The sequence below is a fragment of the Aeromonas sp. FDAARGOS 1414 genome, from assembly GCF_019047065.1.
In the GTDB taxonomy this organism is placed as follows: Bacteria; Pseudomonadota; Gammaproteobacteria; order Enterobacterales; family Aeromonadaceae; genus Aeromonas; species Aeromonas veronii_A.
This window is the reverse complement of sequence record NZ_CP077210.1, coordinates 2,419,188-2,442,001: the sequence shown is the minus strand read 5'-3', so window position 1 is coordinate 2,442,001 and position 22,814 is coordinate 2,419,188. Positions and strand designations below refer to the sequence as shown.

Sequence of the window (22,814 nt, the reverse complement as noted above, 5' to 3'; positions counted from 1 at the left end):
GGGGAGTCCTGATGAGAGTATTTATTGCTTCCCTGCTGCTGTTGCTGGGATGGGTGGCACAAACGCCGGTCATGGCTGCTATCGATGTCTACACCTTCGACAACGACAATCAGGAGCAGGTCTTTCGCGAACTGACCAAAGAGCTGCGCTGCCCCAAGTGCCAGAACCAGGATATCGCCGATTCCAATGCGGGGCTGGCCAAGGACTTGCGTGACAAGACCTACCAGATGGTGCGCGAGGGTAAGGATAAAGAGGAGATCGTGGATTACATGGTAGCCCGCTACGGCAACTTTATCCTCTATAACCCGCCCTTGATGGCATCGACCCTGATCCTCTGGCTTGGCCCGCTGTTAGTGATCGTTATCGGCATCGGCGTGGTGGTAATACGTAGCCGACGCTCTGCGGCAACGTCAGAGCCTGTGGAAAGCACCCTGAGCGATGAAGAGCAGCGTCGCCTGGCCGAGCTGCTCAAAGAGGAAGAGAAACAATGACCGCCTTTTGGATTGTGATTGCGGCCCTGCTGGTGCTGGTGAGTCTGGCTCTGGTGTTACCGTTGTGGCGCAGTGAGGGAAACCAGAGCATCAGTCGCTCGGCGCTCAACAAACAGCTCTATCGCCAGCGGCTGCTGGAGATTGGCGAAGAGCGCGAGCAGGGTGTCCTGGCTGAGGAGTCCGACTCGCTGGTCGAGCTGCAACGAAGCCTCTTGGATGATATCCCGGATGTGGAGCAGACTGCCCGCAGTGGCAAGAGTCTGATCTGGATCCCGGGTGTGCTGGTGCTGTTGGTGGTGAGTCTGGGGCTCTACTACAAGTTGGGCTCCTGGCAAGAGGTGAGTCGCTGGCAAGATGCCAGCAGCCGTCTTGGCGAGCTCAGCAACCGCATTCTGGTGGAGCGGGATGCCCAGGTAACCGAGCAGGATCTGCTGGACTTCACGCTGGCACTGCGTACCCGCCTCAAGGATGAACCGAACGACTACCGCGGCTGGTTGCTGCTGGGACGCTTGGCGCTGGATGGCAATGATCCCGAGATGGCCAACGATGCGCTGTCGCGTGCCTACAAGCTTGCTCCCCAGAAATCGCTGGTGGCGGTGCCCTATGCCCAAGCGCTGATGATGACGGGGGAGGAGGTGCAGGCCGATGCACTGCTGCGTGCAGCCATCGCGCAGGAGCCTGATAATATCGAGGCGCGCTCCGTCTATGCCTTTATGGCGCTGCAGAAAGAGGACTTCCAGACCGCGCTGTCTCGCTGGCAGGCGATGTTGCCCTTGATGGAAAAAGGCTCTCCCCGTTATGTGATGGTTGAGCGCTCCATGGAGTATGCCCGCACGCAGCTCAAGCAGCGTGGCATAGAGGTGACGAATTCAGGCGCAGCCAAAACGGGAACAGAGCAGGTAAAGCAGTCTGACGTTAATGAGGGAGAGTTCCCCATCCACATCACGCTGGCTGCGGGCATCCAGATGCCGGAAGATGCTCACCTCTTCGTCTTTGCCGTGGTGCCCAACGGACCACCCATGCCCATCGCGGTGAAACGTATCGCTGGGCCAACCCTGCCTGTCACCCTTTCACTGGGGGATGGTGACGCCATGATGGAGGGCAGCAAGCTGGAAGCGTATCCAGAACTGCAGTTCAAGGCACGTCTCTCCCGCGGTGGCAATGTGATGAACAAGGAAGGAGCCTTCGAAGGGGTATCCGTGCCGGTCAAGACGGCCGAGACCCCTACTGCTCCGATTGACATCCGTATCGATCACGCCCTCTAATATGTCCTTTGAATAACCCGGCTCCTTGATAGGGGCCGGGTTATCTATACTTCTGATAAATCAAAATAAAACGTCAGGACAATCATATGTATCTTCGTTCAGGGGCCATACTGGCAGCCCTCTTGCTGGCTGGTTGTGCCGGTGGCCCGCCCAAGCCTGGCCCAGAGAGTCTGGATCTCAATCCCGGTATGAATCGTCCGGGCGCCACCAGTACGGCGGCCGACCCGCGTGATCCCTTCCAGGGAGCAAACCGTGCCATGTGGGCGGTCAATTATGATGTGCTGGAGCCCTATGTAGCACGTCCTGTGGTACATGCTTACGCTCGCTATATTCCGGTGGGGGTGAAGGATGGTATTGCCAACTTTGTTGCCAACTTTGATGAACCGAGCAGCATGGTGAACCACCTGATCACCGGTGATTTGAAGGGGGCGGGGACCAACCTGGGGCGCTTTACCCTCAACACCACCGTTGGTCTGCTGGGTATCTTCGATGTGGCCAAACATGCCGGTCTCGAGCGCAACAAGCTGGAGATGGACACAGTGCTGGGCAGGGCCGATATCGGTAATGGTGCCTACATCATGGTGCCTGTCTACGGCCCGACCACCACTCGGGAGCTGGTTGGTGACACCATTGACACCATCTACTTCCCCTATGCCTTGCTGACTATCCCGTTAAGGGTTACTCATTGGGTTCTGGATGGCTTGGGCAATCGCGCCAAGCTGATCGATCAGGAGCGGATCATCGACAACTCCCTCGACCCCTATGCGCTAACCAAGGACTTCTACCTGCAATATAACCAGGGCAAGGTGACGGGCAAGCAGACCGAGCTGAAAGCGTCTCAGCAAGAGCAGGCCGACGATGCCAATCTGGATGAATACATGGACGAGCTGGACCAGTAAACTGGCTATCTCGATATGTAAAAGGCGCCTGCGGGCGCCTCTTTCATTTACGCAGCCATCTAGATATAAAAAAACGCCCCGCAGTGCGGGGCGTTTTGGCAAGCGAGGCTGATTAGGCAGCCAAGTTCTTGGCCACGAATTCCCAGTTAACCAGAGCCCAGAAGGTTTCCATGTACTTCGGACGCAGGTTGCGGAAGTCGATGTAGTAGGCGTGCTCCCACAGGTCAACGGTCAGCAGCGGGGTGGTACCGGCTTCAGTCAGCGGGCAGCCAGCGTTGGAGGTGTTGACGATAGCCAGAGAGCCGTCAGCTTTTTTCACCAGCCAAGTCCAGCTGGAACCGAAGTTGCCGATGGCTGATTTGGTGAAGGCATCTTTGAACTCGGCGAAGGAGCCGAATGCCTTGTTGATAGCATCAGCCAGGGCGCCAGTCGGCTCGCCACCGCCATTCGGGGAGAGGCAGTGCCAGTAGAAGGTGTGGTTCCAGATCTGGGCGGCGTTGTTGAAGATGCCGCCGTTGGAGGTCTTGATGATCTCTTCCAGAGACTTGCCTTCAAACTCGGTACCCGGCACCAGATTGTTCAGGTTGACCACGTAGGTGTTGTGGTGCTTGCCGTGGTGATATTCCAGAGTTTCCTGGGAGATGTGCGGTTCCAGAGCGTTGATTGCATAGGGCAGAGCGGGAAGTTCGAATGCCATTTTCTACTCTCCATTGGCTGGACCGTGCGAAGGCGACGGTTGCAAGACATTGCGTACTCTTTTCTATATGTGAAAAGAGTTGTTTTTAAAATGATGGGGCTGGGTAGCCCAAAGCCAAGGGATTGTAGCAGTATCAAAGATGGCCTAACAACTCTTGATTGGCGCCATGATCGCGATCAATCCTGTGTGGGTTCTTTGCACAATTCGAGCCGGGTCACCCCTTTGTCAGTTTGTGCTCGGGCAAGATTGCAGTAGAATGGCCGCCGAAATCGCTCTAGTGAGGCACCTATGGAAACTATTGAAAAGATTAAGCAGCAGCTGGCTGACAACCCCATCATCATCTACATGAAGGGCTCCCCCAAGCTACCCAGCTGTGGCTTCTCTGCCCAGGCCTCCCAGGCTCTGATGTCCTGCGGCGAGCCGTTTGCCTACGTTGATATCCTGCAGAATCCGGATATCCGCGCCGAATTGCCAAAATTCGCCAACTGGCCGACCTTCCCGCAACTGTGGGTTGAAGGTGAGCTGATCGGTGGCTGTGACATCATGATCGAGATGTTCCAGGCTGGCGAGTTGCAGGCTCTGATCAAAGAGACTGCTGCCAAGTACAAGAAAGATGATGCAGCAGCCGAGTAATCGGTCCTGTGTTGTCGATAGGGAGCCACATCGGCTCCTTTTTTATTATCCCGGTTCTGGCAGGCAAGCAACTGATTGTCGGTTGCAAAAAGCAACGCGTTCGCCCTGAAAAATCTAATCTTTGCCGCTTTGTTTTGGAGTTGTTAACCATATTGATTTCCCAATCTGCGATTACTTTTTTTAATCATTTTGGATTCAAGTGTTGCTGCCATCACATTTTTTGATAATTTCACCGTAACGCAGTCTCTTTGTAGATTTTTTTGTGTTTATGCTCACATTAATTGCAAGTGATAGAACCTAGTATCGCTTCGCCCAGTGAAATAAAACCCTACAAATTAATAAATAAAAAGAGATTTGCGATGAAGATGTATAGCAATCTGCCCATTGGTCTTCATGATATTACCGAAGCCAAAAAAAGACTGACCAACCATATATACAAGACCGCGCAATTACCCTCTAACTACATCAGCGAACGTTGCCATGGCGAGGTTTACCTCAAGCTTGAAAACATGCAACGTACAGGCTCTTTTAAAATTCGCGGTGCCTTCAACAAACTCAGTTCATTAAGTCTGGAGGATCGTCAAAAAGGTGTTGTCGCCTGCTCTGCCGGTAATCACGCGCAGGGGGTATCTTTGTCCAGTGCCATGCTGGGAATTGATGCCAAGGTGGTCATGCCTTGCTGCGCACCCAAATCAAAAATTGCTGCAACCAGCGATTATTCGGCGGAAGTTATTCTGCATGGCAATAGTTTCAATGACACCATTGCCAAAGTCAGCGAAATCGTGGAGATGGAAGGCCGCGTATTTATCCCCCCCTTTGACGATGCAAAAGTGATTGCCGGCCAGGGAACCATCGGCCTAGAAATTATCGAAGATTTGTATGATGTCGATAACATCATAGTGCCGATTGGCGGTGGTGGTCTGATTGCCGGTGTCGCCATGGCCATCAAATCCATCAACCCGACTATCCGGGTGATTGGCGTGCAGTCGGAGAATGTCCACGGCATGGCGGCTTCATACTACGCAGGCACCATTACCAATCACAGAACCAGCAGTACGCTGGCCGATGGCTGTGACGTGGCAAGACCCGGCACCCTGACCTTCGAAATCGTCAAACAATTGGTGGATGATATTGTACTGGTCACCGAGGATGATATTCGTCACAGCATGGTTGACCTTATTCAGCGCAACAAGGTGATTACCGAAGGGGCGGGAGCTCTGGCCTCGGCAGCGCTGCTGAGCGGCAAACTCAAACATTATGTCGAAGGCAAAAAAACCGTCAGTATTATTTCTGGTGGCAATATTGACCTGACCCGGATCACCGAAATTATCGAACAGAACAATATTCGTCAATTTAGCCTGTAAGGAATGCAGTCATGATATTAGACAGTGTTGTCACCGGCAGTAAAGAGAATACACGTGCATGGCGTAAATCGGATACCACATGGGGATTAGGTCTGTTTGGTACAGCGATCGGTGCAGGTGTTCTATTTTTCCCTATTCGGGCCGGATATGGTGGCCTGATACCTATATTAATCATGTTGGTGCTGGCTTACCCTATTGCATTTTATTGCCACAGGGCGTTGGCCAGATTATGTCTTTCTGGCAGCAATCCATCGGCAAATATTACCGAGACCGTTGAAGAACATTTTGGCAAAATGGGTGGGGTAGTGATTACCTTCCTCTATTTCTTTGCCATCTGCCCACTGCTGTGGATATATGGTGTGACGATCACCAATACCTTTATGGCATTCTGGGAGCATCAACTGCAAATGGCGCCGCTTAATCGGGGTGTTGTCGCCTTTGGGCTGCTGCTATTGATGGCATTTGTGATCTATTTTGGTAAGGATCTGATGGTTCGCGTAATGAGCTATCTGGTATTTCCTTTCATCGCCAGCCTAGTGGTCATCTCTCTCTCCCTCGTTCCGTACTGGAATAGTGCCGTCTTTGATCAGGTCAACCTTAGCGAGATATCCATGTTCGGTCACGATGGTATTCTGGTCACCGTCTGGCTGGGGATCTCCATCATGGTTTTCTCCTTCAACTTCTCGCCGATTGTCTCCTCTTTCATCGTCTCCAAGCGGGAAGAGTATGAGCAGGAGTTCGGTCGTGATTTTACCGAGAAGCGCTGCTCGAAGATTATCTCCGGTGCCAGCATGCTGATGGTGGCCGTGGTGATGTTCTTTGCCTTCAGCTGCCTGTTTACCCTGTCGCCGCAAAATATGGCGGAAGCCAAGGCCCAGAATATTCCGGTGCTCTCCTATCTGGCCAACCACTTCTCCTCGATGACGGGCAGCAAGTCTGCGTTTGCCACCACTCTGGAGTATGCGGCGTCCATTATCGCGCTGGTTGCTATCTTCAAATCCTTCTTCGGCCACTATCTGGGGACGCTGGAAGGGTTGAACGGCCTTATCCTCCGCTTTGGCTACCAGGGCGACAAGAGCAAGGTTTCCAGTAAAAAACTCAATATGGTCAGTATGTTGTTCATCATGGGCTCCACCTGGCTGGTCGCTTATGTGAACCCCAACATCCTCGACCTGATTGAGGCAATGGGGGCGCCGATCATCGCTTCCCTGCTCTGTCTGCTGCCGATGTATGCCGTCAACAAGACACCGGCACTGGCAAAATATAAAGGTCAGGCCAGCAACCTGTTTGTCACCATCATAGGTGTGCTGACCATCCTGAATATTGTTTCCAAGCTGTTCTGAAAACCTTTTCTGCAAGTCATCAGCCATTCAGATCCCCTTGGCGGGGTCTGCATGGCGTAGTCAGAAGCGCGCAATAACCGGTTCTTGGTTGGCCCAATTATTTGGGCCGAGGGCAAGGCTATCCGTTATTTGGCCACTAAACACAGTGGTAAATATGTTCTGACAGCAGTGACTCGACAGCATAAATATCGAGGCGATGTAATGAAGTTTGATTCGTTGGTTCTGGTTATCAATTGCGGCTCTTCGTCGGTCAAATTCTCGGTACTGGATAGTAAAACCTGCGAGGTGGTGATATCCGGTATGGCGGATGGTATTGAGACGGCCCATCCCCAATTGCAAGTGGGTAAAGAGCCCGCAATGTCATTAGCTGAAAATAACCACACCTGTGCATTGGCTGCCATCGCGGCGGAATTGAAAAAACGGGATCTGCTGGATGCCATTGCACTGGTGGGTCATCGAATTGCTCATGGTGGCAGTGAATTTAGCGAAGCCGTGATCATTGATGAACATGTATTGGCCAAAATAAAGCAGGTGTCACCCTTGGCTCCCCTGCACAATCACGCCAATTTGAGTGGTGTGATGGCGGCTCGTCAGCTATTTCCCACACAACCCCAAATTGCGGTATTTGATACCGGTTTTCACCAGACCCTGAAGCCGGAAGCCTATATCTATGGGCTGCCTTACCAATATCTGCAGGATTATGGCGTGCGCCGCTATGGCTTCCATGGCACCTCCCATCGCTATGTCGCCGAGCAGGCGGTCTCCTTCCTTGGGTTGAATGGCCACGATGCCGGTCTGGTCATTGCTCATCTGGGTAATGGCGCCTCTGTTTGCGCAGTACAGGATGGCAAGAGCGTCGATACCTCGATGGGGATGACGCCGCTGGAGGGGCTGATCATGGGCAGCCGCAGCGGTGATATCGATTTTGGCGCGCTGGCCTATATCGCCAGCAAGACGGGGCAATCCATCGAGGATATCGAGCGGGTATTGAACAAGCAGTCCGGCCTGCTGGGTATTTCGGGGCTCTCCTCCGATATGCGGGTATTGGAAGCTGCCTATCACGAAGGACATCCCGGGGCAAAATTGGCCATTCACGCTTTTGTCCATCGTATTGCCCGCCATATCGGCGGCCATGCCACCTCATTGCGCCGGCTGGATGCCGTTATTTTCACCGGCGGGATCGGCGAGAACTCGGCCTTTATCAGAAAGCTGGTATGCGAACGACTTCAGGTATTTGGCGTAGCGATCAGTGAGCCGTTTAACCAGCGTCCCAATAGCGAGGGCTGCCGGGTGATTTCGGCGGCAGAGTCCATGGTGCTGGCGGCGGTTATTCCCACCAATGAAGAGAAAATGATCGCACTGGATGCCATTCGTCTGGGGCAGCTGGTTCGTCAGGCCGAGTGCGTCTGACATCTTCCACTGTAGTGTCATGAGTAGTGAATGAGGTTTATTTGATGAAAGTTGATATGCAATTGGATCAGGATAAATTCCGTCAGGCATGGCAAGGGTTTGCCGGTGAAAACTGGAAGCACGAGATCAACGTCCGTGATTTTATCCAGCAGAACTACACCCCCTATGAAGGTGACGAACAGTTTTTAGCAGATGCGACCGAAGCGACCACCACTTTGTGGAATAAGGTGATGGAGGGGATCCGTATCGAGAATGCCACCCACGCACCGGTCGATTTTGATACCAATATTGCCACCACAATCACCGCCCATGGGCCGGGTTATATCGAGCAGGGGCTGGAAAAAATCGTTGGCCTGCAAACCGACAAGCCCCTTAAAAGAGCTCTGCACCCGTTTGGCGGCGTAAATATGATCCGCAGCTCGTTTGAAGCGTATGGCCGGGAGATGGATCCCGATTTTGAATATACCTTCAGCGAATTGCGTAAAACCCACAATCAGGGGGTGTTCGACGTCTACTCTCCCGAGATGTTGCGCTGCCGAAAATCAGGGGTATTGACCGGTTTGCCGGATGGTTACGGCCGTGGTCGCATTATCGGAGATTATCGTCGGGTGGCGCTCTATGGCATAGATTATCTAATCCGTGAACGGGAGCTGCAGTTTGCCGATCTGCAACCGGCTCTCGAGCGGGGAGAGCAGCTGGAGCAGGTGATCCGCCAGCGCGAGGAGCTGGCCGAGCACAAGCGGGCACTGGTGCAGATCAAGCAGATGGCGGCCAGCTATGGCTTTGACATCTCCGGGCCGGCACGCACTGCCCAGCAGGCGGTGCAGTGGCTCTACTTTGCTTATCTGGCGGCGGTGAAGTCGCAAAATGGTGGGGCCATGTCCCTCGGTCGTACCGCTACCTTCCTCGACATCTATATCGAGCGGGATCTGAAGGCGGGGCTTATCAACGAGCAGGATGCCCAGGAGCTGGTCGATCACTTCATCATGAAGATCCGCATGGTGCGCTTCCTGCGTACTCCCGAGTTTGACTCCCTCTTCTCCGGCGATCCCATCTGGGCCACCGAGGTGATCGGCGGCATGGGGCTGGATGGTCGCACCCTGGTGACCAGGAACTCCTTCCGTTATCTCCATACCCTCAAGACCATGGGGCCGGCGCCCGAGCCTAACCTCACCATCCTCTGGGCGGAAGGGTTGCCACGTGCCTTCAAGACCTATGCGGCCCGCGTCTCCATCGATACCTCATCCCTGCAGTATGAGAATGATGACCTGATGCGCACCGATTTCGAGAGCGATGACTACGCCATCGCCTGCTGCGTGAGCCCGATGGTGATCGGCAAGCAGATGCAGTTCTTTGGTGCCCGCGCCAACCTCGCCAAAACCCTGCTCTATTGCATCAACGGTGGCGTGGACGAGAAGCTGAAGATCCAGGTTGGCCCGAAAGTGGCCCCCATCATGGACGAGGTGCTGGAATACGACACCGTCATGGCCAGCCTCGACAGCTTTATGGATTGGTTGGCGGTGCAGTACATCAGCGCGCTCAACCTTATTCACTACATGCACGACAAGTACAGCTATGAGGCCTCGCTGATGGCGCTGCACGATCGCGACGTCTATCGCACCATGGCCTGCGGCATTGCCGGTCTGTCGGTGGCGGTCGATTCGCTGGCGGCCATCAAGTACGCCAGGGTCAAGCCGGTGCGCGATGCTGACGGGCTGGCGGTCGATTTCGTGATTGAGGGGGAGTATCCCCAGTACGGCAACAACGACGAGCGGGCCGACTCCATCGCCTGCGATCTGGTCGAGCGCTTCATGAAGAAGATCCAGGCGCTGCCGACCTACCGCAATGCGGTGCCAACTCAGTCGATCCTGACCATCACCTCCAACGTGGTCTATGGCCAGAAGACTGGCAACACCCCGGATGGCCGCCGTGCCGGTGCCCCGTTTGCACCGGGAGCCAACCCGATGCACGGTCGGGATCGCAATGGGGCGGTCGCTTCGCTCGCCTCGGTGGCCAAGCTGCCGTTCAAATACGCCAAGGACGGGATCTCCTACACCTTCTCCATCGTGCCGGGGGCGCTCGGCAAGGAGCCGGCCAATCGCGAGAGCAATCTGGTGGGGCTGATGGATGGCTACTTCCATCATGAGCGGGATGTGGAAGGGGGTCAGCACCTCAACGTCAACGTGATGAACCGCGAGATGCTGCTGGATGCCATCGACAATCCGGACAAGTACCCCAGCCTGACCATCCGGGTCTCCGGTTATGCGGTGCGCTTCAACGCCCTGACCCGCGAGCAGCAGCAGGACGTCATCTCCAGAACCTTCACCAACATGATGTAACTCTCATGCCCGGGGTGAGCAGGCTTGCTCCGGGCCTACTTTTTGTTTGTCAGCACGAGGAAGTAACAGATGCGACAGGTTATCACTACCAAGGCGGCGCCGGGCGCCATCGGCCCCTATGTGCAGGCCACCCGGATTGGCAACATCCTATACACCTCCGGTCAGATCCCGCTGGACCCGGTGAGCGGCGACGTTGCGGAGGGGATCGAAGCGCAGACCCTGCGCTCCCTGCAAAACGTACAGGCGATTGTCGAGGCGGCAGGCGGTCAGGTGCGCAACATCATCAAGACCACGGTGTTTGTCTCTGATCTGAACGACTTTGCTGTGGTGAATCAGGTCTACAACGACTTTTTCACCAAGCACGATGCCATGTATCCGGCGCGATCCTGTGTGGAAGTGGCCCGCTTGCCGAAGGATGTAAAGATCGAGATTGAGGCGATTGCTGCGCTGTAACCCCATCGGGTGTGGGTCAGCAAGCCAAAACAAAGCGGCTGCCATTGGCAGCCGCTTTTTCTATCTGGTCATCGGGCAGATCAGGCGATCCGCTCGATACGAGCCATGTAGAAACCGTCGAAGCCGGTCTCGGACGGGCTTACGGTGTGATCGTCACGCAGACGGAAGTTCTCGTTGGCCGCGAGGAACTTGTCCACCTGCTGGCGGTTCTCCTGCGGCAAGATGGAGCAGGTTGCATAGACCAGCAGACCACCCACCTTCACCATCTGGCTGTAACGCTGCAGGATTTCTTCTTGCAGCGCGACCAGCACCGGCAGACGCTCGGCGGTATCACGCCACTTGGCATCCGGATTGCGCTTGAGTACGCCCAGACCGGAGCAGGGCACGTCCAGCAGTACGCGGTCGGCGCTCTCTTTGAGGCGCTTGACGGTCTTGCTGCTGGTGATGACCCGGGTCTCCACGTTGTGGGCACCGGCGCGACGGGCGCGCTGCTTGAGGTTCTCCAGCTTCCACTCTTCCACATCCATCGCCAGCAGACGGCCTTTGCCCTGCATCATGGCGGCGATGTGCAGAGTCTTGCCACCGGCCCCGGCGCAGGCGTCGATAACGCGCATGCCCGGGGTGACCTCCAGAGCCGCAGCAACCAGCTGGGAGCCTGCGTCCTGCTGCTCGAAGCAACCATCGGCAAAGGCCTTGGTACGGAACAGGGCGGCGTCCGAGGTGACCTGCAGGGCAGTCTCCACACCATCAACCGGAATGGTGGTGACCTGCTCTTTGGCCAGAATGGCTTGCAGCTCATCACGGGTGCACTTGAGGGTGTTGACCCGCAGGTAGCGCTTGGGCATCCAGGCCAGAGCGGCACGCTCGGCAGGCCAGGCTTCACCCAGCTGTTCGCTGCCCAGTTTCTCCAGCCAGGAAGGGCAGCCATCCATCAATACCGGGTTCTTCTTCGCCTCGGTCAGACGGCGGCGGAATGCTTCTTCATTGAAGCGATCCAGGGTCGGGTTGTTGGGCTGGGCAATTTTGTGGAAGGCGTGCCAGCTGTGTAGCAGCGGCCAGACATTCTTTTCGGCCTGACGGACCTGGATGCCGGTCAGGAAGCAATAGAGGCTGAGACGACGCAGCAGGTCGCCGGTGACCAGGGCAATCCTTGCCTGTTCTTGCGGTTTGAGTTCGATGCCGGAGAAGTGACGGGCATAAGCGCGGTCGAGGGTAAGACCCTGACCGAGCACATCGTCAACAATGGCAACGACCAGATCCCCGAAACGGGGCAACAGTGGGGATTTGAGCATGAGATTAACCTTGGCCAGATAAAGATGAACCGCACCTTTGTGAAGAGGGGCAGTTCTAAAATTGACAAATCCGCGCAATGATAGGGGTTAGACGGGGTTGGCGCAACACTCCCACTCGGGAATGGTGGAAAGGGTTGCTTCAGCTTTGTATTGATGTGGCCGAATAAAAATAAAGTACAGGCCGCAATTCAGGCGATTGCATTAATACAAGGACTAAAAACAATGCATGTGACGAAATACTCTACGGTTGCCTTGCTGATGGCCAGTATGCTGGGCTCAACCAGCCTGATGGCCAGCGAATGGGGCACGGTTGCCGCCAGAGCAACAGCAGATGAGGGCTATGAGGTGCGGGCCCATCAGTTCCGGGTCGCCAAGGTGCCTCTCGACTATTTTGCCGGGTTGCAAGCGGGAGCCAACAAGCTGACCTTGCCGCTACCCGATGGGGGGGAGGTCACCTTTGCTCTGGAAGCCTACGACTTGCTGCCTGCAGATCTTGCCGCCAAGTATCCGCAGATCCGCACCTTCAAGGGGTACAACCCGGCGCATCCGATAGAGACGGGGCGCTTCGATCTGGGGCCACAGGGTTTCCATGCCATGTTCAGCCATCAGGGCAAGATGGTGTTTGTCGATCCGCTGCGCAATGCCGAAGGGTATGCCGTCTATTACCAGCAGGATGCCCATAGTCGCTTGGAGGATGAGGCGGACAAGGTGCTTGGCCATGATGCCGACAGGGCGTTGCAGCAAAGGGTGCAGGTGGATGGTAATGTGCGTAAGCGCTACACCATCGCCATTTCGGCGACGGGGGAATATACCCGATACCACGGAGGCTCCAGGGTTCTGACCATGGCGGCCATCACAACCCTGCTCAACCGGGTGAATCAGGTCTATCAACAGGATGTGGGGGCCGAGTTTGTATTGGCCAGTGGCAATGACAACCTGGTCTTTACCGATCCGGCCAGCGATCCCTTTGATAACACCAATGCGGATGCTGATCTGAACGTAGATGTGCAGGCTCAGGCGTTTGCTGCCGGGGATGTGGGGGCATTTGATATCGGCCATGTCCTCAATACTGGAGGCGGTGGTTTGGCGAGTTTGGGGGTGTTATGTGTTGATACCCTGCCACCCTATTACGCCTATGGCGCCAAGTCATCTGGCATGACGGGTTCAAAAGAACCAGTCGGTGATGCTTTCTTTATAGACTATGTGGCCCATGAAATTGGCCACCAGTTTGGTGCCGAGCATACCTTCAACGGCACGACCGGCAATTGTGGTGCGGGTAACCGTGCTGAGGAGCAAGCTTGGGAGCCGGGCAGTGGCAGCTCCATCATGGCCTATGCCGGCATCTGCGGTGAGGAGAATATCCAGCCACACAGCGATCCCTATTTCCATAGCAAGTCCATCGAGCAGATGCGAGCTCATATGGCGAGCGTATCGACCTGCGGAACCACGCTCGCGTTGAGCAATAATGCTCCGCAGGTTGCGGCCGGCAACGATTATGTGATCCCGGCCAATACGCCCTTTGCCCTGAAGGGGGCGGGGGCGGATCTGGATGGTAACCCTCTGCTCTTCAACTGGGAGCAGATCGACAAAGGCACCGAATCGAGCAGCGTCGCTACCATGGTTGACGATGGCTCCCGGCCGCTGTTTCGTTTTGTCTCTCCCACGGCATCGCCGGAGCGGATCCTGCCGAGTTTGCCATCCCTGCTCTCCGGCACGCTTGCCAAAGGAGAGGCCTGGCCGACCACCAACCGGGATCTCAATTTCAGACTGACGGTGCGAGATGGTCAGGGTGGCGTTGCCAGCGATGACATGAAGGTGCAGGTGGTCAATACCGGCACAGCATTTCGCATCACCAACCCGTTTTACGGGGTGACTCTCACTCCGGGGGCCAGTCAGGCAGTGGCATGGGATGTGGCGGGCACAACTCTGGCGCCGATCAGTTGCAGCAAGGTGGATATCTCGGTGACCCAGGATGAGGGCGTAAGCTGGACAATGCTCGCCGCCGGACAACCCAATAACGGCGCAGCAACGGTAACGTTGCCTGCCGATCTCACCAGCAGCGTCAGGCTGAAAGTGGCATGCAGCGACAATATCTTCTTTGCCATCAGTCCCCTCAAATTGCCTCTGGTGCAAGGTGGCTCTAATTCAGGTGGCGGTGGTGGTGGCGGGGTGCTCGGATTGTGGACGCTAGCACTGGCGCTGCTTGGCTGGCAACGGAGGCGCACATGAGGGGAATCCCCCTGTTGCTGCTTGCCATGCTCGGCGGTTGTCGGGTCGATGCCAGCACCCTGGAGCAGGAGCTGAGTGCAAACCTTGCCAGGCAGGATTACCGCCTCATCGTGATCGCGGGGCGGGGAGAGTTCGCCCCCGGTATTGCAGCCGAGCAGCAGGAGGAGGCTAAGGGACGCTGTGGGGTGCGTTATCTTGATGGGCTGGGTGATGTCATCAGGCCCGGCCAGCACGAAACGCATGCCAAACTGAGTGCCTACGCCAGCGAGTTTAACCGGCGCATGGTGATTCATTGCCCGATAGCATCGGGCGCGGATAAGCAGTAATACGCCAACGAACCAATCCAAATGGGGGGATATTCAGCCCCCTATCTATCCGTGAAGGCGCCAATGGCGCCTTCACTTTTTTCCGTTGTTGAATGGGGTCAGTCTGTATCGCCTGAGATGGGGAGCGTGGGTGTAGCACGATGTCTCAGCGTGACAGAAGTTTTGTGCGAATTTTCTTTTCTGTCTGTCACGCAGATCGTCAATTGACGCTGCACCATACTTGTTGTCACCAAGGTAGGGCAAGGAGGCTCTATGAAGCATGGCATTGCGGTGATTATCACCAGTTTGTCTGTTCAGGTTGCAGCAGAACCACAGTGGACCTTCATGGATGAAAACTTGGAAAGGGGAGGGATCTATGATGTGCGAGCTGAAAAGGTCAGAGTGGTGGTTCCTGACAAGCCTTTTGAACCCGGGCATCTCGCCAGTGTGTTGACTTTGCCACTGCCGGATGGCACTACGGTGCAGTTTGATGTTCATCCCAATGCCTTGCTCCCGGAGCCTTTGGCCCAGCGTTATCCATCTATCAATACTTACAGTGGGAAGGCTATCGATCGGGCGGCGGATACAGGCCGATTTGATGTCACCATACATGGTTTTCACGGTATGTTTACCCATCAGGGGCGTACCTTTTATGTCGATCCGCTTCAGAATGGTTTCTCCTATGCCGTTTATGAACAGCAAGATGCCTGGCGGCGACAGGATGTGGATCAGGTGATTGATCCTCATGGTATCGAGCGTGAGCGAGCTGTGCTGGTCGATGGCAATTTGCGCAAGCGCTATACCATCGCCATCTCGGCAACCGGAGAATATACCCAGTATCATGGTGGTACCAAGGTTGCTGCACTCTCTGCTATTGCAACACTGCTTAATCGGGTCAATGAAATCTATCGCCGTGATGTGGGGGCCGAGTTTCAGCTTGCAGCCGATACAGACAAGGTGATTTTCACTGATCCGGCGACGGATCCTTTCACCAACTCGACTCAGGATATTGCCATCAATCAGGTCCAACAGGATTTGCTGTTGAATCCATCCTTTGATTTGGGCCATCTGCTGGCGACATCAGGCGGCGGGGTGGCGACCCTGAGATCCCTCTGTAACCCGTTTAGCCGTTCACGGGGCATGACCGGAGGGTCACAGCCTATCGGCGATGCATTCTTTATTGATTATGTGGCTCACGAATTGGGGCACCAGCTGGGGGCCGAGCACTCCTTCAATGGCATGGCCGACAGTTGTGCGACAGGTCGCAAGGCTAGCTCAGCCTGGGAGCCGGGCAGTGGCTCGACCATCATGGCCTATGCCGGGATCTGTGGTGAGGAGAATCTGCAGGTTAACAGCGCACCTTTCTTGCACAGCAAGTCGATCGAGCAGATGCGTACCTTGATGGCCTATTTACCCTCCTGCGGCACCGACCTAGCACTTGCCAATAATGCGCCGGTCGTAGATGCGGGTGTTGATCGCGTGATCCCGGCCAATACCCCTTTCACCCTTGGCGGCAGCGCGCTGGATCTGGATGGAGATGCCTTGAGTTACACCTGGGAGCAGGTGGATCTGGGCAACGCATCCAGCAGTTTGGCCACCATGGTGGATGATGGGTCACGCCCGCTGTTTCGCTTTGTCTCGCCAACTTCGGATCCCCGCCGAACCTTGCCTGCCATGAGCTCGCTGATCACGGGTGTGCTGGCCAAAGGGGAGGCGTGGCCAGCGACCAATCGCAATCTCCAGTTCCGCCTTACCGTACGTGATGGTCAGGGGGCGGTCAGCAGTGATGAGATGGTGGTGCAGGTGATCAATACCGGCGCGGCATTTGCCATCACAGCCCCGCAGATTGGCGCCATGGTGGCGGGTAGCACTCAGCTAGTGACATGGAATGTTGCTGGGACCGATCAGCCTCCTATCAACTGTCCCAGCGTGGATTTGGCACTGACACAGAATGGCGGTTCTAGCTGGACTACGCTGGCAAGCGGGCTTGTCAATAACGGTTCGGCCAGTGTGGTGTTGCCTGCACCGTTGATCAGCACGGCTAGGCTGAAGCTGGCATGCAGCAATAATATTTTTTTCTCTATCAATGGGATAAGAGGTAATGCGTCGGCCACTACGGAAAGTGCAACTGTCATTACCGACAACAATACGGGTGGCGGCGGTGGTGGTGCGGTGAGTATCATTGTGATCATCCTGATGGGAGGGGCAGCCGGATGGCGCAGGTATTACGGTTAGCCGTCAGTTTGCTGTTTCTGCATATCTGCGCAGCGCCTGTTGTGGCCGCATCACTGACCGAGGCAATAGATGAGAGTCTTGCTGCTCAGGATTATCGGCTCATCGTGCGCGGCGGGCGTGGCGGCATGGCCCCGGGGGTTGTGGAGTCATTGCAAGCAGAAGCGAGAACCCGGTGCGGAGTCCGTTATCTGAAAGGGTTCGGCGATGTGATTGAGATGGGCAAGGAGGCGGAGTTTGAGCAGCGGATTGACTATGCCACACGATATAACCGGCGGATGCTGGAAAAGTGCATGCCGGAGGCGATTGAGAGATAATTGAGAGGTAATAGTGCGCAGGTAAGCACAGCGGGGAGGCAGTTGCCTCCCCGCTGTGTTATGGCTTGTCACTGGCAGATGAGCGGAGCACAATGCCTGCGTCACTCTCTTGATGGTCGTGGAACCATTATTTATTTGAAGGAAAATCAAGATGATGGATGTTGCTGATCTGCGTCGTGAATACTCCCGTGGCGGGCTGCACCGGGCCGATCTGCCGGCCGAGCCGCTGGCGCTGTTCGAGAAGTGGTTGGCGCAGGCTTGTGAGGCCAAACTGACCGATCCCACCGCCATGGTGGTGGCGACGGTGGATGCCGATGGTCAGCCCTGGCAGCGCACCGTGCTGCTCAAGCACTACGACGCCCAGGGGATGGTCTTTTACACCAACATGGGCAGCCGCAAGGCGCAGCAGCTGGAAGGCAATCCCCGTATCAGCCTGCTCTTTCCCTGGCATACGCTCGACCGTCAGGTGCATGTGACCGGTCGGGTGGAGAAGATGAGCACTTTCGAGGTGATGAAGTATTTCCACAGCCGTCCCAAGGATAGCCAGATCGCTGCCTGGGTCTCCAAGCAGTCGACCCGCATCTCAGCCCGCGGCGTGCTGGAGGCCAAGTTCCTCGAGCTCAAGCAGAAGTTCGCCAATGGCGAAGTGCCGCTGCCGAGCTTCTGGGGCGGATTCCGGGTAGTGATCGAGACAGTGGAGTTCTGGCAGGGGGGCGAGCACCGACTGCACGACCGCTTCTACTACACCCGCGAAGGGGATGGCTGGCATATCGAGCGTCTGGCTCCCTGATCGCGCTGTTCAAATCTGTTTTCACAAGGAGTGTGTATGCGTCTGTATGGTGATCTGCGTTCTGGCAACTGTTACAAGGTGTGGCTGCTGGCCCGCTGGCTGAAGCTGCCCCTTGAGTGGGTTGAGGTGGATATTCAGGCGGGGGATACCCGTACCCCCGCATTTCTGGCCAAGAACCCCAACGGCAAGATCCCGGTGCTGGAGATTGGCCAGGGCGATACGCTGGCGGAATCCAATGCCATCCTCTTCTATCTGGCGCAGGGCTCGTCTTTGTGGCCAACCGATCCGCGCCAGCAGGCCGAGGTGCTCAAATGGATGTTCTTTGAGCAGTACAGCCATGAGCCCTACATCGCGGTGGCCCGCTTTATCGTTCACTATCTCGGCCGACCCGAGTCGCAGGAGGCGCGGCTCGACGGGCTGAAAGCCGGTGGCGAGAAGGCGCTGGCGGTAATGGAGCAGCAGCTGAAACAGAGCCCCTACCTGTGCGGTGATGCGCCGACCATCGCCGATATCGCCCTTTATGCCTACACCCATGTGGCAGAGGAGGGGAGCTTCTCTCTGCAGGGGTGGCCCGCTATCCGTAGCTGGATCGCCCGTATCGAAGCCCATCCCCGCCATCTGACGCTGCCAGCGGCCTGTCAGGCCAGCTGATGGAATTGCTGATCGAGGCCAGTCTGTGGCAACCGCAGTGGACTGCGCTGTTGCAGTACTGGCAGCAGCAGGGTCATCGCTGGCAGCTGCTGCTGGGCAAAGAGGCGGCGGCCGCCCTCGATCAAACCGATGCTCCCTGGGCGAGCAGCCCTCCTGACGGGGTGCTCTGCCCGGGGGCCCTGCTGGCTGCCTGGCTCGATGGGGATCTGCTGACGGATTTTCATGTTGATCCCAGCCGCCAGGTTCTGATCAGCGCCTCTACTTCCCTATTGACCCTCGCCAGGGAGCAGGGACTGCTCACCCTTGGCCCTGTGGGGGCCGATTTGCCGCTCACCCCCGAGGCCGATTTGGGCGCCGTGCTCAATCGCCTGCTGGCGCGCCGCGTGACGGTGCCGACCCTGGCTGAGGGGCATTCGCTATCAGGTGTCGTATTGCGACCACTGCAGGCCGACGATGAGCGCGAGATAGTGCGCTATTGCAGCGACGAGGCGCTGGCCCGCTACACCCTCAATATTCCTCACCCCTATCCGCCAGAGGGGGCCCGCGACTGGCTGGCGCTCAGCTGGCGCAAGGCGGCGCTTGGCCTTGGCTGGAGCTGGGCCATCACCTTGCCAGAGAAGCAAGGTGCGGCGTTGTTTGGGGTGATCTCCCTGCACTGGAATGGCGAGCTCGCCTGGTGGGTGGGCGTGCCCTGGCAAAATCGCGGTCTGGCGACCCGGGCCGCTGGTTTGGTCAAGGGGTTCGCCTTTGACCAACTGCAACTGCCTGCGCTGACGGCTCGCCATATGCCAGACAATCTTGCCTCCGGCCGGGTGATGGCAAAAGTGGGCATGCACTATCGCGGGCGGCGCCATATCAGCGGTCGCCAGCCGTGTGAGGTGAGTTACTGGCGACTGGATCGCGCACCCTCCTTGCCCAGCCCCTTGCCCGAGGAAATTGCCCGCTGGCTGGCAGATGAGCGGATCGCCGTGGTGATCCTGTGGGATCCCGCCACGACCAATCGGCAGAGTGCCAATGGCAAGCTGGCCATCTCGCTTTTTGTGGATGAGAAGGGCGTGGGGGAGGAGCCCTGTTTTCTGCGTTGCCCGCCGCATCTTGAGAGGTTGCTGGCGCTGCACTGTTACCCCGTCGATCTGCTGGAGCAGGCCGAACCGGAGCAGTTGTCCCATCTTGGCGGCGTATTGCTGAAAGACAGGGATGAACAGGGGCTGGCGTGGTTGCTGCAACTGGCCGCGCTGCAGCATCAGGGGCTCGATCTGCTCAGCCGCGAGGAGCGCGTATCACGGCTCCACTGGTTCAACCAATTGATGGCGCAGGCGCTGGGCGGCAACGGTGATTCTTCGCAGATACGCTATCAGCAGTTACGGCTGCTGGTGGAGCTGCCGGAGCTGGTCGATGAGCTGGATGGCTGTTGGCATCAAACGCCCGAACTGACCTTTGAGCGGTTGGCGCGGGAGGCTCCCGCCCTCTGGCTTGCCTACCGCGAGGCGATGAACAGGGCCACCCCGGCTACGCTAACCGCTTTGCAGCAACAGTTTGCCGCTCGTTTTCCTGAGTGCACCCTCCCATTTTTGGACAAAGGTACTCAGAATGACCAGCCGTTGTGTGGAATAATGCCCGCTCTGCTGTACGAGGAGTAATACCTGATGTTGAGAACCGAGCGCCCCGGTGACATGCTGCCGGTCTATGAGCTGCTGAGTGCCGCCTTCGGTCGTTCCGATGAGGCCGAACTGGTCAACCGCCTGCGCGAATGTGGTGCTGCCGTAGTGACCATGGTCGAAGAGGAAGAGTACGAGTTCATGGGGCACCTGATGCTAAGCCCGATCACCATTAACGGCATGGAAGGGCCCTGGCTTGGTCTGGCGCCGGTCGCGGTTCATCCCGACTGGCAAGGTCAGGGGATTGGTTCTGATCTCATCCGTGAAGGGCTTGATACGGCGCTCGAGATGGACTGGAAAGGGGTGGTGGTACTCGGGGATCCGGCCTATTACAGCCGTTTCGGTTTCCGCCCGGCCAGCGAGTTTGGCCTGCACTGCATCTATGAGGTGCCTGCCGACTGCTTTATGGCGATGGAGCTACAGGAGCGCGGTTTTGCGGGTGTGCAGGGTGAGGTGCTCTATCACCCCCTGTTTGATGAACTCCCCGACGAGCTGCCGGACGCGCAGGCAGAAGTGTCCCATTTATAGCGAGACGTCGCAGCGACAAGCCATAACGAAAAAGCCCTCATCAAGGGCTTTTTCATCTTGTATTGGTCCCTGCCGGGCTTATTCGAGCAAATTGGCTCAGGCAATGATATCGAGCTGGGTGCCCTTGCGATTATCTTCGCCCACCATGTCACCCATCTGCTGGGCGAGTGGACTCTGCTGGAATTGCATGTAGTCGCTCAGATTCTGCTGGCGCTGGTAGCGATTGGTCGCCTGATAGAGTTCAGCCGTGCTCGGGCCCGACTTGCTGTCGCTCTCCTGACCGCTGGCCTCCAGGTAGCGCTCCACCACGGCTTTATCTTGCTGGTTAGCCGTATAAGAGACCGCCATGGTTCTGCGAGCCGTTGCTCTCTCTTCGCTCTGTGCCTGCAAGTCATCCTTCTTGGCCAGTGCTTCGTTACGGGCCTGACTGACCTGCTCGGGTGTGACAGCGGGAGAGGAGGGATATTTGCCGTAATCGGGCAGCGGCATGGGCCGGGAGGTGATTTGCATGGTGGTGCTTCTCTTTTGAACAGGGACGGGCGCATGATACCGATCCATTTTAGTTCAATAAATCACCACCTGTCGGTTCATCAAGAGTGGGTTCAGCTTCGCGCATCGATTGTTAATTGAACCGCCTCTGAGTGACAAAAAAGGCGCCATAAGGCGCCTTTTTATCCTTCGGTTACTGCCGGATCAGTTAAAGAACCAGTAACCACGGTTGACCAGACGGGTCAGCAGTTGCAGGAAACCAGCCTGATCGGCCAGCTCCACCATATCGGCCTGAGTGATGATGTCCTTGTCACACAAGAGCGAAATGGCTGCCGCGTCTTCGCTCTGCAGGGTCCAGGCTTCGCCATCGATGAAGCACTGCTGGCTCTCGCCGCTAAACCAGACGGTGCGCAGGCCTGGTACCTTGATGGCGGGCTCGCCCTGGGTCAGCAGGTCGGCAACCTCCTCGGCGCTATAGTCCGGCTCGACCGGATTGACGTCCAGATCGTGTTTGGCCTCGGAGATCATGGTGCCGAACCACTCCTTGAACAGGGTCTCGTCATCAAGGGCCTGCTGCATCAGCTCGCGCAGACGGTGCAGTTCGTGGGGCTGGATCTCGCCGTGGCGGGCGCGGGGCTTGAGATCGGCATCGCCGTAACGCTCGGTACGCACCTCGTTGTCGATCAGGTGATCGGCAAAGGAGGAGATAAGCGCTTTGGCATCCGGCGCGCGGAAACCCACCGAGAAGTTCATGGAGGGCTCGATGGCGTAGCCTTCGTGGGGGAATCCGGGCGGAATGTAGAGTATATCGCCCGGCTCCATGATGACGTCGATGATCGCCTCGAACGGTTCGCAGTGCAGCAGTGCGGCGTGGGCGGCGAACTCGTTGAGGGGCTTGGCATCGCCGACTCGCCAGTGGCGCTTGCCCAGACCCTGGGTGATGAATACATCGTAGTTGTCGATGTGGGGGCCGACACCCGCGTGAGGGGTGGAGAAGCTCACCATCACATCGTCAAAGCGCCAGCCCGGGATGAACTGGAACGGCACGGCCAGCTCGTTCACCTCGGGAGCCCAGTGGTTGCAAGCCTGTACCAGAATGGTCCAGTTCTCTTCGCCCAGATGGTCATAGGATTCGAAGGGACCGTGGGCCGCATCCCACTTGCCGTCGAAACGGGTGACGAGGCGGGACTCTACCACCTCTTCCATGGCCAGACCCGCCAGCTCATCCGGGCTGATGGGATCCTGAAAGTCGGTGAAGCCACCCTTGATAAGGAGCGGGCGCTTCTGCCAGTAGTGCTCGAGGAAGTGAGCGATATCCAGATTGAGTTCGTACATGCTGTTTCTCGTGTCTCGCAAAGAGGTTTTGCCCAAAGCAGGCTTGGGAAAAGCCACTCGGGATCCTGCCGTGGCAGGGAAAATAACAGGGGCC

Annotated in this window: 21 protein-coding genes; 17 read left to right on the top strand and 4 right to left on the bottom strand. The window is 56.8% G+C overall.

All coding sequences use genetic code 11. The annotated features are described in order from the left end of the window. The first annotated feature begins 11 nt into the window (after positions 1 to 11). From I6L44_RS10695 to I6L44_RS10685, 3 genes are all read left to right on the top strand, one after another. Positions 12 to 491 carry a cytochrome c-type biogenesis protein gene (locus tag I6L44_RS10695; protein WP_216951792.1) on the top strand — a complete coding sequence of 160 codons (480 nt, stop codon included), beginning with the start codon at positions 12 to 14 and terminating at the stop codon, positions 489 to 491. Further along, the gene (gene ccmI / locus I6L44_RS10690; protein WP_216951791.1) at positions 488 to 1,756 is read left to right on the top strand and encodes a c-type cytochrome biogenesis protein CcmI; all 1,269 of its coding nucleotides are present in this window, start codon (positions 488 to 490) and stop codon (positions 1,754 to 1,756) included. Before I6L44_RS10695 ends, ccmI begins: the two co-directional genes overlap by 4 nt. An 86-nt stretch (positions 1,757 to 1,842) precedes the next feature. Further along, positions 1,843 to 2,655, top strand: coding sequence for a VacJ family lipoprotein (locus I6L44_RS10685; RefSeq protein WP_216951790.1), 813 nt, complete (start codon positions 1,843 to 1,845; stop codon positions 2,653 to 2,655). Between the two features lie 112 nt (positions 2,656 to 2,767). Here the strand turns inward: I6L44_RS10685 and sodB are convergent, their stop codons facing one another. Continuing rightward, positions 2,768 to 3,352 (bottom strand): superoxide dismutase [Fe], encoded by a 585-nt coding sequence (gene sodB / locus I6L44_RS10680; RefSeq protein WP_005334664.1) that lies wholly within the window; start codon positions 3,350 to 3,352, stop codon positions 2,768 to 2,770. Positions 3,353 to 3,640: 288 nt separating this feature from the next. Between sodB and I6L44_RS10675 the strand changes: the two genes are divergently transcribed. The 6 genes from I6L44_RS10675 to I6L44_RS10650 all read left to right on the top strand — a co-directional run bounded on the left by I6L44_RS10675 (position 3,641) and on the right by I6L44_RS10650 (position 10,894). Next, a complete protein-coding gene (locus I6L44_RS10675; RefSeq protein ID WP_005353650.1) occupies positions 3,641 to 3,985 on the top strand; it encodes a Grx4 family monothiol glutaredoxin in 345 nt (114 codons plus the stop codon). Positions 3,986 to 4,344: 359 nt separating this feature from the next. Then, a complete protein-coding gene (gene tdcB, locus I6L44_RS10670; RefSeq protein WP_216951789.1) occupies positions 4,345 to 5,349 on the top strand; it encodes a bifunctional threonine ammonia-lyase/L-serine ammonia-lyase TdcB in 1,005 nt (334 codons plus the stop codon). Between the two features lie 11 nt (positions 5,350 to 5,360). Next, entirely contained in the window at positions 5,361 to 6,692 is a 1,332-nt protein-coding gene (tdcC, locus tag I6L44_RS10665) for a threonine/serine transporter TdcC (protein ID WP_216951788.1), read from the top strand. 201 nt (positions 6,693 to 6,893) lie between these two features. After that, a complete protein-coding gene (tdcD, locus tag I6L44_RS10660) occupies positions 6,894 to 8,102 on the top strand; it encodes a propionate kinase (RefSeq protein ID WP_216951787.1) in 1,209 nt (402 codons plus the stop codon). A gap of 44 nt (positions 8,103 to 8,146) precedes the next feature. Next, positions 8,147 to 10,441 (top strand): formate C-acetyltransferase, encoded by a 2,295-nt coding sequence (gene pflB, locus I6L44_RS10655; protein WP_216951786.1) that lies wholly within the window; start codon positions 8,147 to 8,149, stop codon positions 10,439 to 10,441. Positions 10,442 to 10,510: 69 nt separating this feature from the next. After that, on the top strand, positions 10,511 to 10,894 hold the full coding sequence (locus I6L44_RS10650; RefSeq protein WP_216951785.1) for a RidA family protein: 384 nt from the start codon (positions 10,511 to 10,513) through the stop codon (positions 10,892 to 10,894). Between the two features lie 80 nt (positions 10,895 to 10,974). Here I6L44_RS10650 and I6L44_RS10645 read toward each other — a convergent pair whose 3' ends face one another. Further along, positions 10,975 to 12,186, bottom strand: coding sequence for an RsmB/NOP family class I SAM-dependent RNA methyltransferase (locus I6L44_RS10645; RefSeq protein WP_058052860.1), 1,212 nt, complete (start codon positions 12,184 to 12,186; stop codon positions 10,975 to 10,977). 222 nt (positions 12,187 to 12,408) lie between these two features. Between I6L44_RS10645 and I6L44_RS10640 the strand changes: the two genes are divergently transcribed. From I6L44_RS10640 to I6L44_RS10605, 8 genes are all read left to right on the top strand, one after another. Continuing rightward, positions 12,409 to 14,415: a reprolysin-like metallopeptidase gene (locus I6L44_RS10640; protein WP_216951784.1), complete on the top strand. Its 2,007-nt coding sequence runs from the start codon at positions 12,409 to 12,411 to the stop codon at positions 14,413 to 14,415. Continuing rightward, positions 14,412 to 14,741 (top strand): hypothetical protein, encoded by a 330-nt coding sequence (locus I6L44_RS10635; RefSeq protein WP_216951783.1) that lies wholly within the window; start codon positions 14,412 to 14,414, stop codon positions 14,739 to 14,741. Before I6L44_RS10640 ends, I6L44_RS10635 begins: the two co-directional genes overlap by 4 nt. 252 nt (positions 14,742 to 14,993) lie before the next feature. Beyond that, positions 14,994 to 16,955 (top strand): reprolysin-like metallopeptidase, encoded by a 1,962-nt coding sequence (locus I6L44_RS10630; RefSeq protein ID WP_216951782.1) that lies wholly within the window; start codon positions 14,994 to 14,996, stop codon positions 16,953 to 16,955. Then, positions 16,934 to 17,269, top strand: coding sequence for a hypothetical protein (locus tag I6L44_RS10625; RefSeq protein WP_216951781.1), 336 nt, complete (start codon positions 16,934 to 16,936; stop codon positions 17,267 to 17,269). Before I6L44_RS10630 ends, I6L44_RS10625 begins: the two co-directional genes overlap by 22 nt. Before the next feature lie 151 nt (positions 17,270 to 17,420). Then, positions 17,421 to 18,059: a pyridoxamine 5'-phosphate oxidase gene (gene pdxH / locus I6L44_RS10620; RefSeq protein WP_013723557.1), complete on the top strand. Its 639-nt coding sequence runs from the start codon at positions 17,421 to 17,423 to the stop codon at positions 18,057 to 18,059. Between the two features lie 36 nt (positions 18,060 to 18,095). Then, entirely contained in the window at positions 18,096 to 18,710 is a 615-nt protein-coding gene (locus tag I6L44_RS10615) for a glutathione S-transferase family protein (protein ID WP_216951780.1), read from the top strand. Further along, entirely contained in the window at positions 18,710 to 20,350 is a 1,641-nt protein-coding gene (locus tag I6L44_RS10610) for a GNAT family N-acetyltransferase (RefSeq protein ID WP_216951779.1), read from the top strand. Before I6L44_RS10615 ends, I6L44_RS10610 begins: the two co-directional genes overlap by 1 nt. 6 nt (positions 20,351 to 20,356) lie before the next feature. Continuing rightward, positions 20,357 to 20,896: a GNAT family N-acetyltransferase gene (locus I6L44_RS10605; RefSeq protein ID WP_005344037.1), complete on the top strand. Its 540-nt coding sequence runs from the start codon at positions 20,357 to 20,359 to the stop codon at positions 20,894 to 20,896. Positions 20,897 to 20,992: 96 nt separating this feature from the next. Here the strand turns inward: I6L44_RS10605 and I6L44_RS10600 are convergent, their stop codons facing one another. Both I6L44_RS10600 and I6L44_RS10595 read right to left on the bottom strand, forming a co-directional pair. Continuing rightward, entirely contained in the window at positions 20,993 to 21,406 is a 414-nt protein-coding gene (locus I6L44_RS10600; RefSeq protein WP_216951778.1) for a hypothetical protein, read from the bottom strand. A gap of 183 nt (positions 21,407 to 21,589) precedes the next feature. Continuing rightward, positions 21,590 to 22,720 carry a cupin domain-containing protein gene (locus tag I6L44_RS10595; RefSeq protein ID WP_005334626.1) on the bottom strand — a complete coding sequence of 377 codons (1,131 nt, stop codon included), beginning with the start codon at positions 22,718 to 22,720 and terminating at the stop codon, positions 21,590 to 21,592. Between the last annotated feature and the right edge of the window lie 94 nt (positions 22,721 to 22,814).

Coding starts and splice junctions, on each gene's coding strand:
- I6L44_RS10650 (WP_216951785.1), top strand. CDS start 10,511: ATGCGACAGGTTATCACTACCAAGGCGGCGCCGGGCGCCATCGGCCCC.
- I6L44_RS10630 (WP_216951782.1), top strand. CDS start 14,994: ATGAAGCATGGCATTGCGGTGATTATCACCAGTTTGTCTGTTCAGGTT.
- I6L44_RS10640 (WP_216951784.1), top strand. CDS start 12,409: ATGCATGTGACGAAATACTCTACGGTTGCCTTGCTGATGGCCAGTATG.
- I6L44_RS10695 (WP_216951792.1), top strand. CDS start 12: ATGAGAGTATTTATTGCTTCCCTGCTGCTGTTGCTGGGATGGGTGGCA.
- I6L44_RS10685 (WP_216951790.1), top strand. CDS start 1,843: ATGTATCTTCGTTCAGGGGCCATACTGGCAGCCCTCTTGCTGGCTGGT.
- I6L44_RS10675 (WP_005353650.1), top strand. CDS start 3,641: ATGGAAACTATTGAAAAGATTAAGCAGCAGCTGGCTGACAACCCCATC.
- I6L44_RS10605 (WP_005344037.1), top strand. CDS start 20,357: ATGTTGAGAACCGAGCGCCCCGGTGACATGCTGCCGGTCTATGAGCTG.
- I6L44_RS10645 (WP_058052860.1), bottom strand. CDS start 12,186: ATGCTCAAATCCCCACTGTTGCCCCGTTTCGGGGATCTGGTCGTTGCC.
- I6L44_RS10600 (WP_216951778.1), bottom strand. CDS start 21,406: ATGCAAATCACCTCCCGGCCCATGCCGCTGCCCGATTACGGCAAATAT.
- tdcC (WP_216951788.1), top strand. CDS start 5,361: ATGATATTAGACAGTGTTGTCACCGGCAGTAAAGAGAATACACGTGCA.
- I6L44_RS10615 (WP_216951780.1), top strand. CDS start 18,096: ATGCGTCTGTATGGTGATCTGCGTTCTGGCAACTGTTACAAGGTGTGG.
- tdcD (WP_216951787.1), top strand. CDS start 6,894: ATGAAGTTTGATTCGTTGGTTCTGGTTATCAATTGCGGCTCTTCGTCG.
- pdxH (WP_013723557.1), top strand. CDS start 17,421: ATGATGGATGTTGCTGATCTGCGTCGTGAATACTCCCGTGGCGGGCTG.
- pflB (WP_216951786.1), top strand. CDS start 8,147: ATGAAAGTTGATATGCAATTGGATCAGGATAAATTCCGTCAGGCATGG.
- I6L44_RS10595 (WP_005334626.1), bottom strand. CDS start 22,720: ATGTACGAACTCAATCTGGATATCGCTCACTTCCTCGAGCACTACTGG.
- I6L44_RS10635 (WP_216951783.1), top strand. CDS start 14,412: ATGAGGGGAATCCCCCTGTTGCTGCTTGCCATGCTCGGCGGTTGTCGG.
- sodB (WP_005334664.1), bottom strand. CDS start 3,352: ATGGCATTCGAACTTCCCGCTCTGCCCTATGCAATCAACGCTCTGGAA.
- I6L44_RS10610 (WP_216951779.1), top strand. CDS start 18,710: ATGGAATTGCTGATCGAGGCCAGTCTGTGGCAACCGCAGTGGACTGCG.
- tdcB (WP_216951789.1), top strand. CDS start 4,345: ATGAAGATGTATAGCAATCTGCCCATTGGTCTTCATGATATTACCGAA.
- ccmI (WP_216951791.1), top strand. CDS start 488: ATGACCGCCTTTTGGATTGTGATTGCGGCCCTGCTGGTGCTGGTGAGT.
- I6L44_RS10625 (WP_216951781.1), top strand. CDS start 16,934: ATGGCGCAGGTATTACGGTTAGCCGTCAGTTTGCTGTTTCTGCATATC.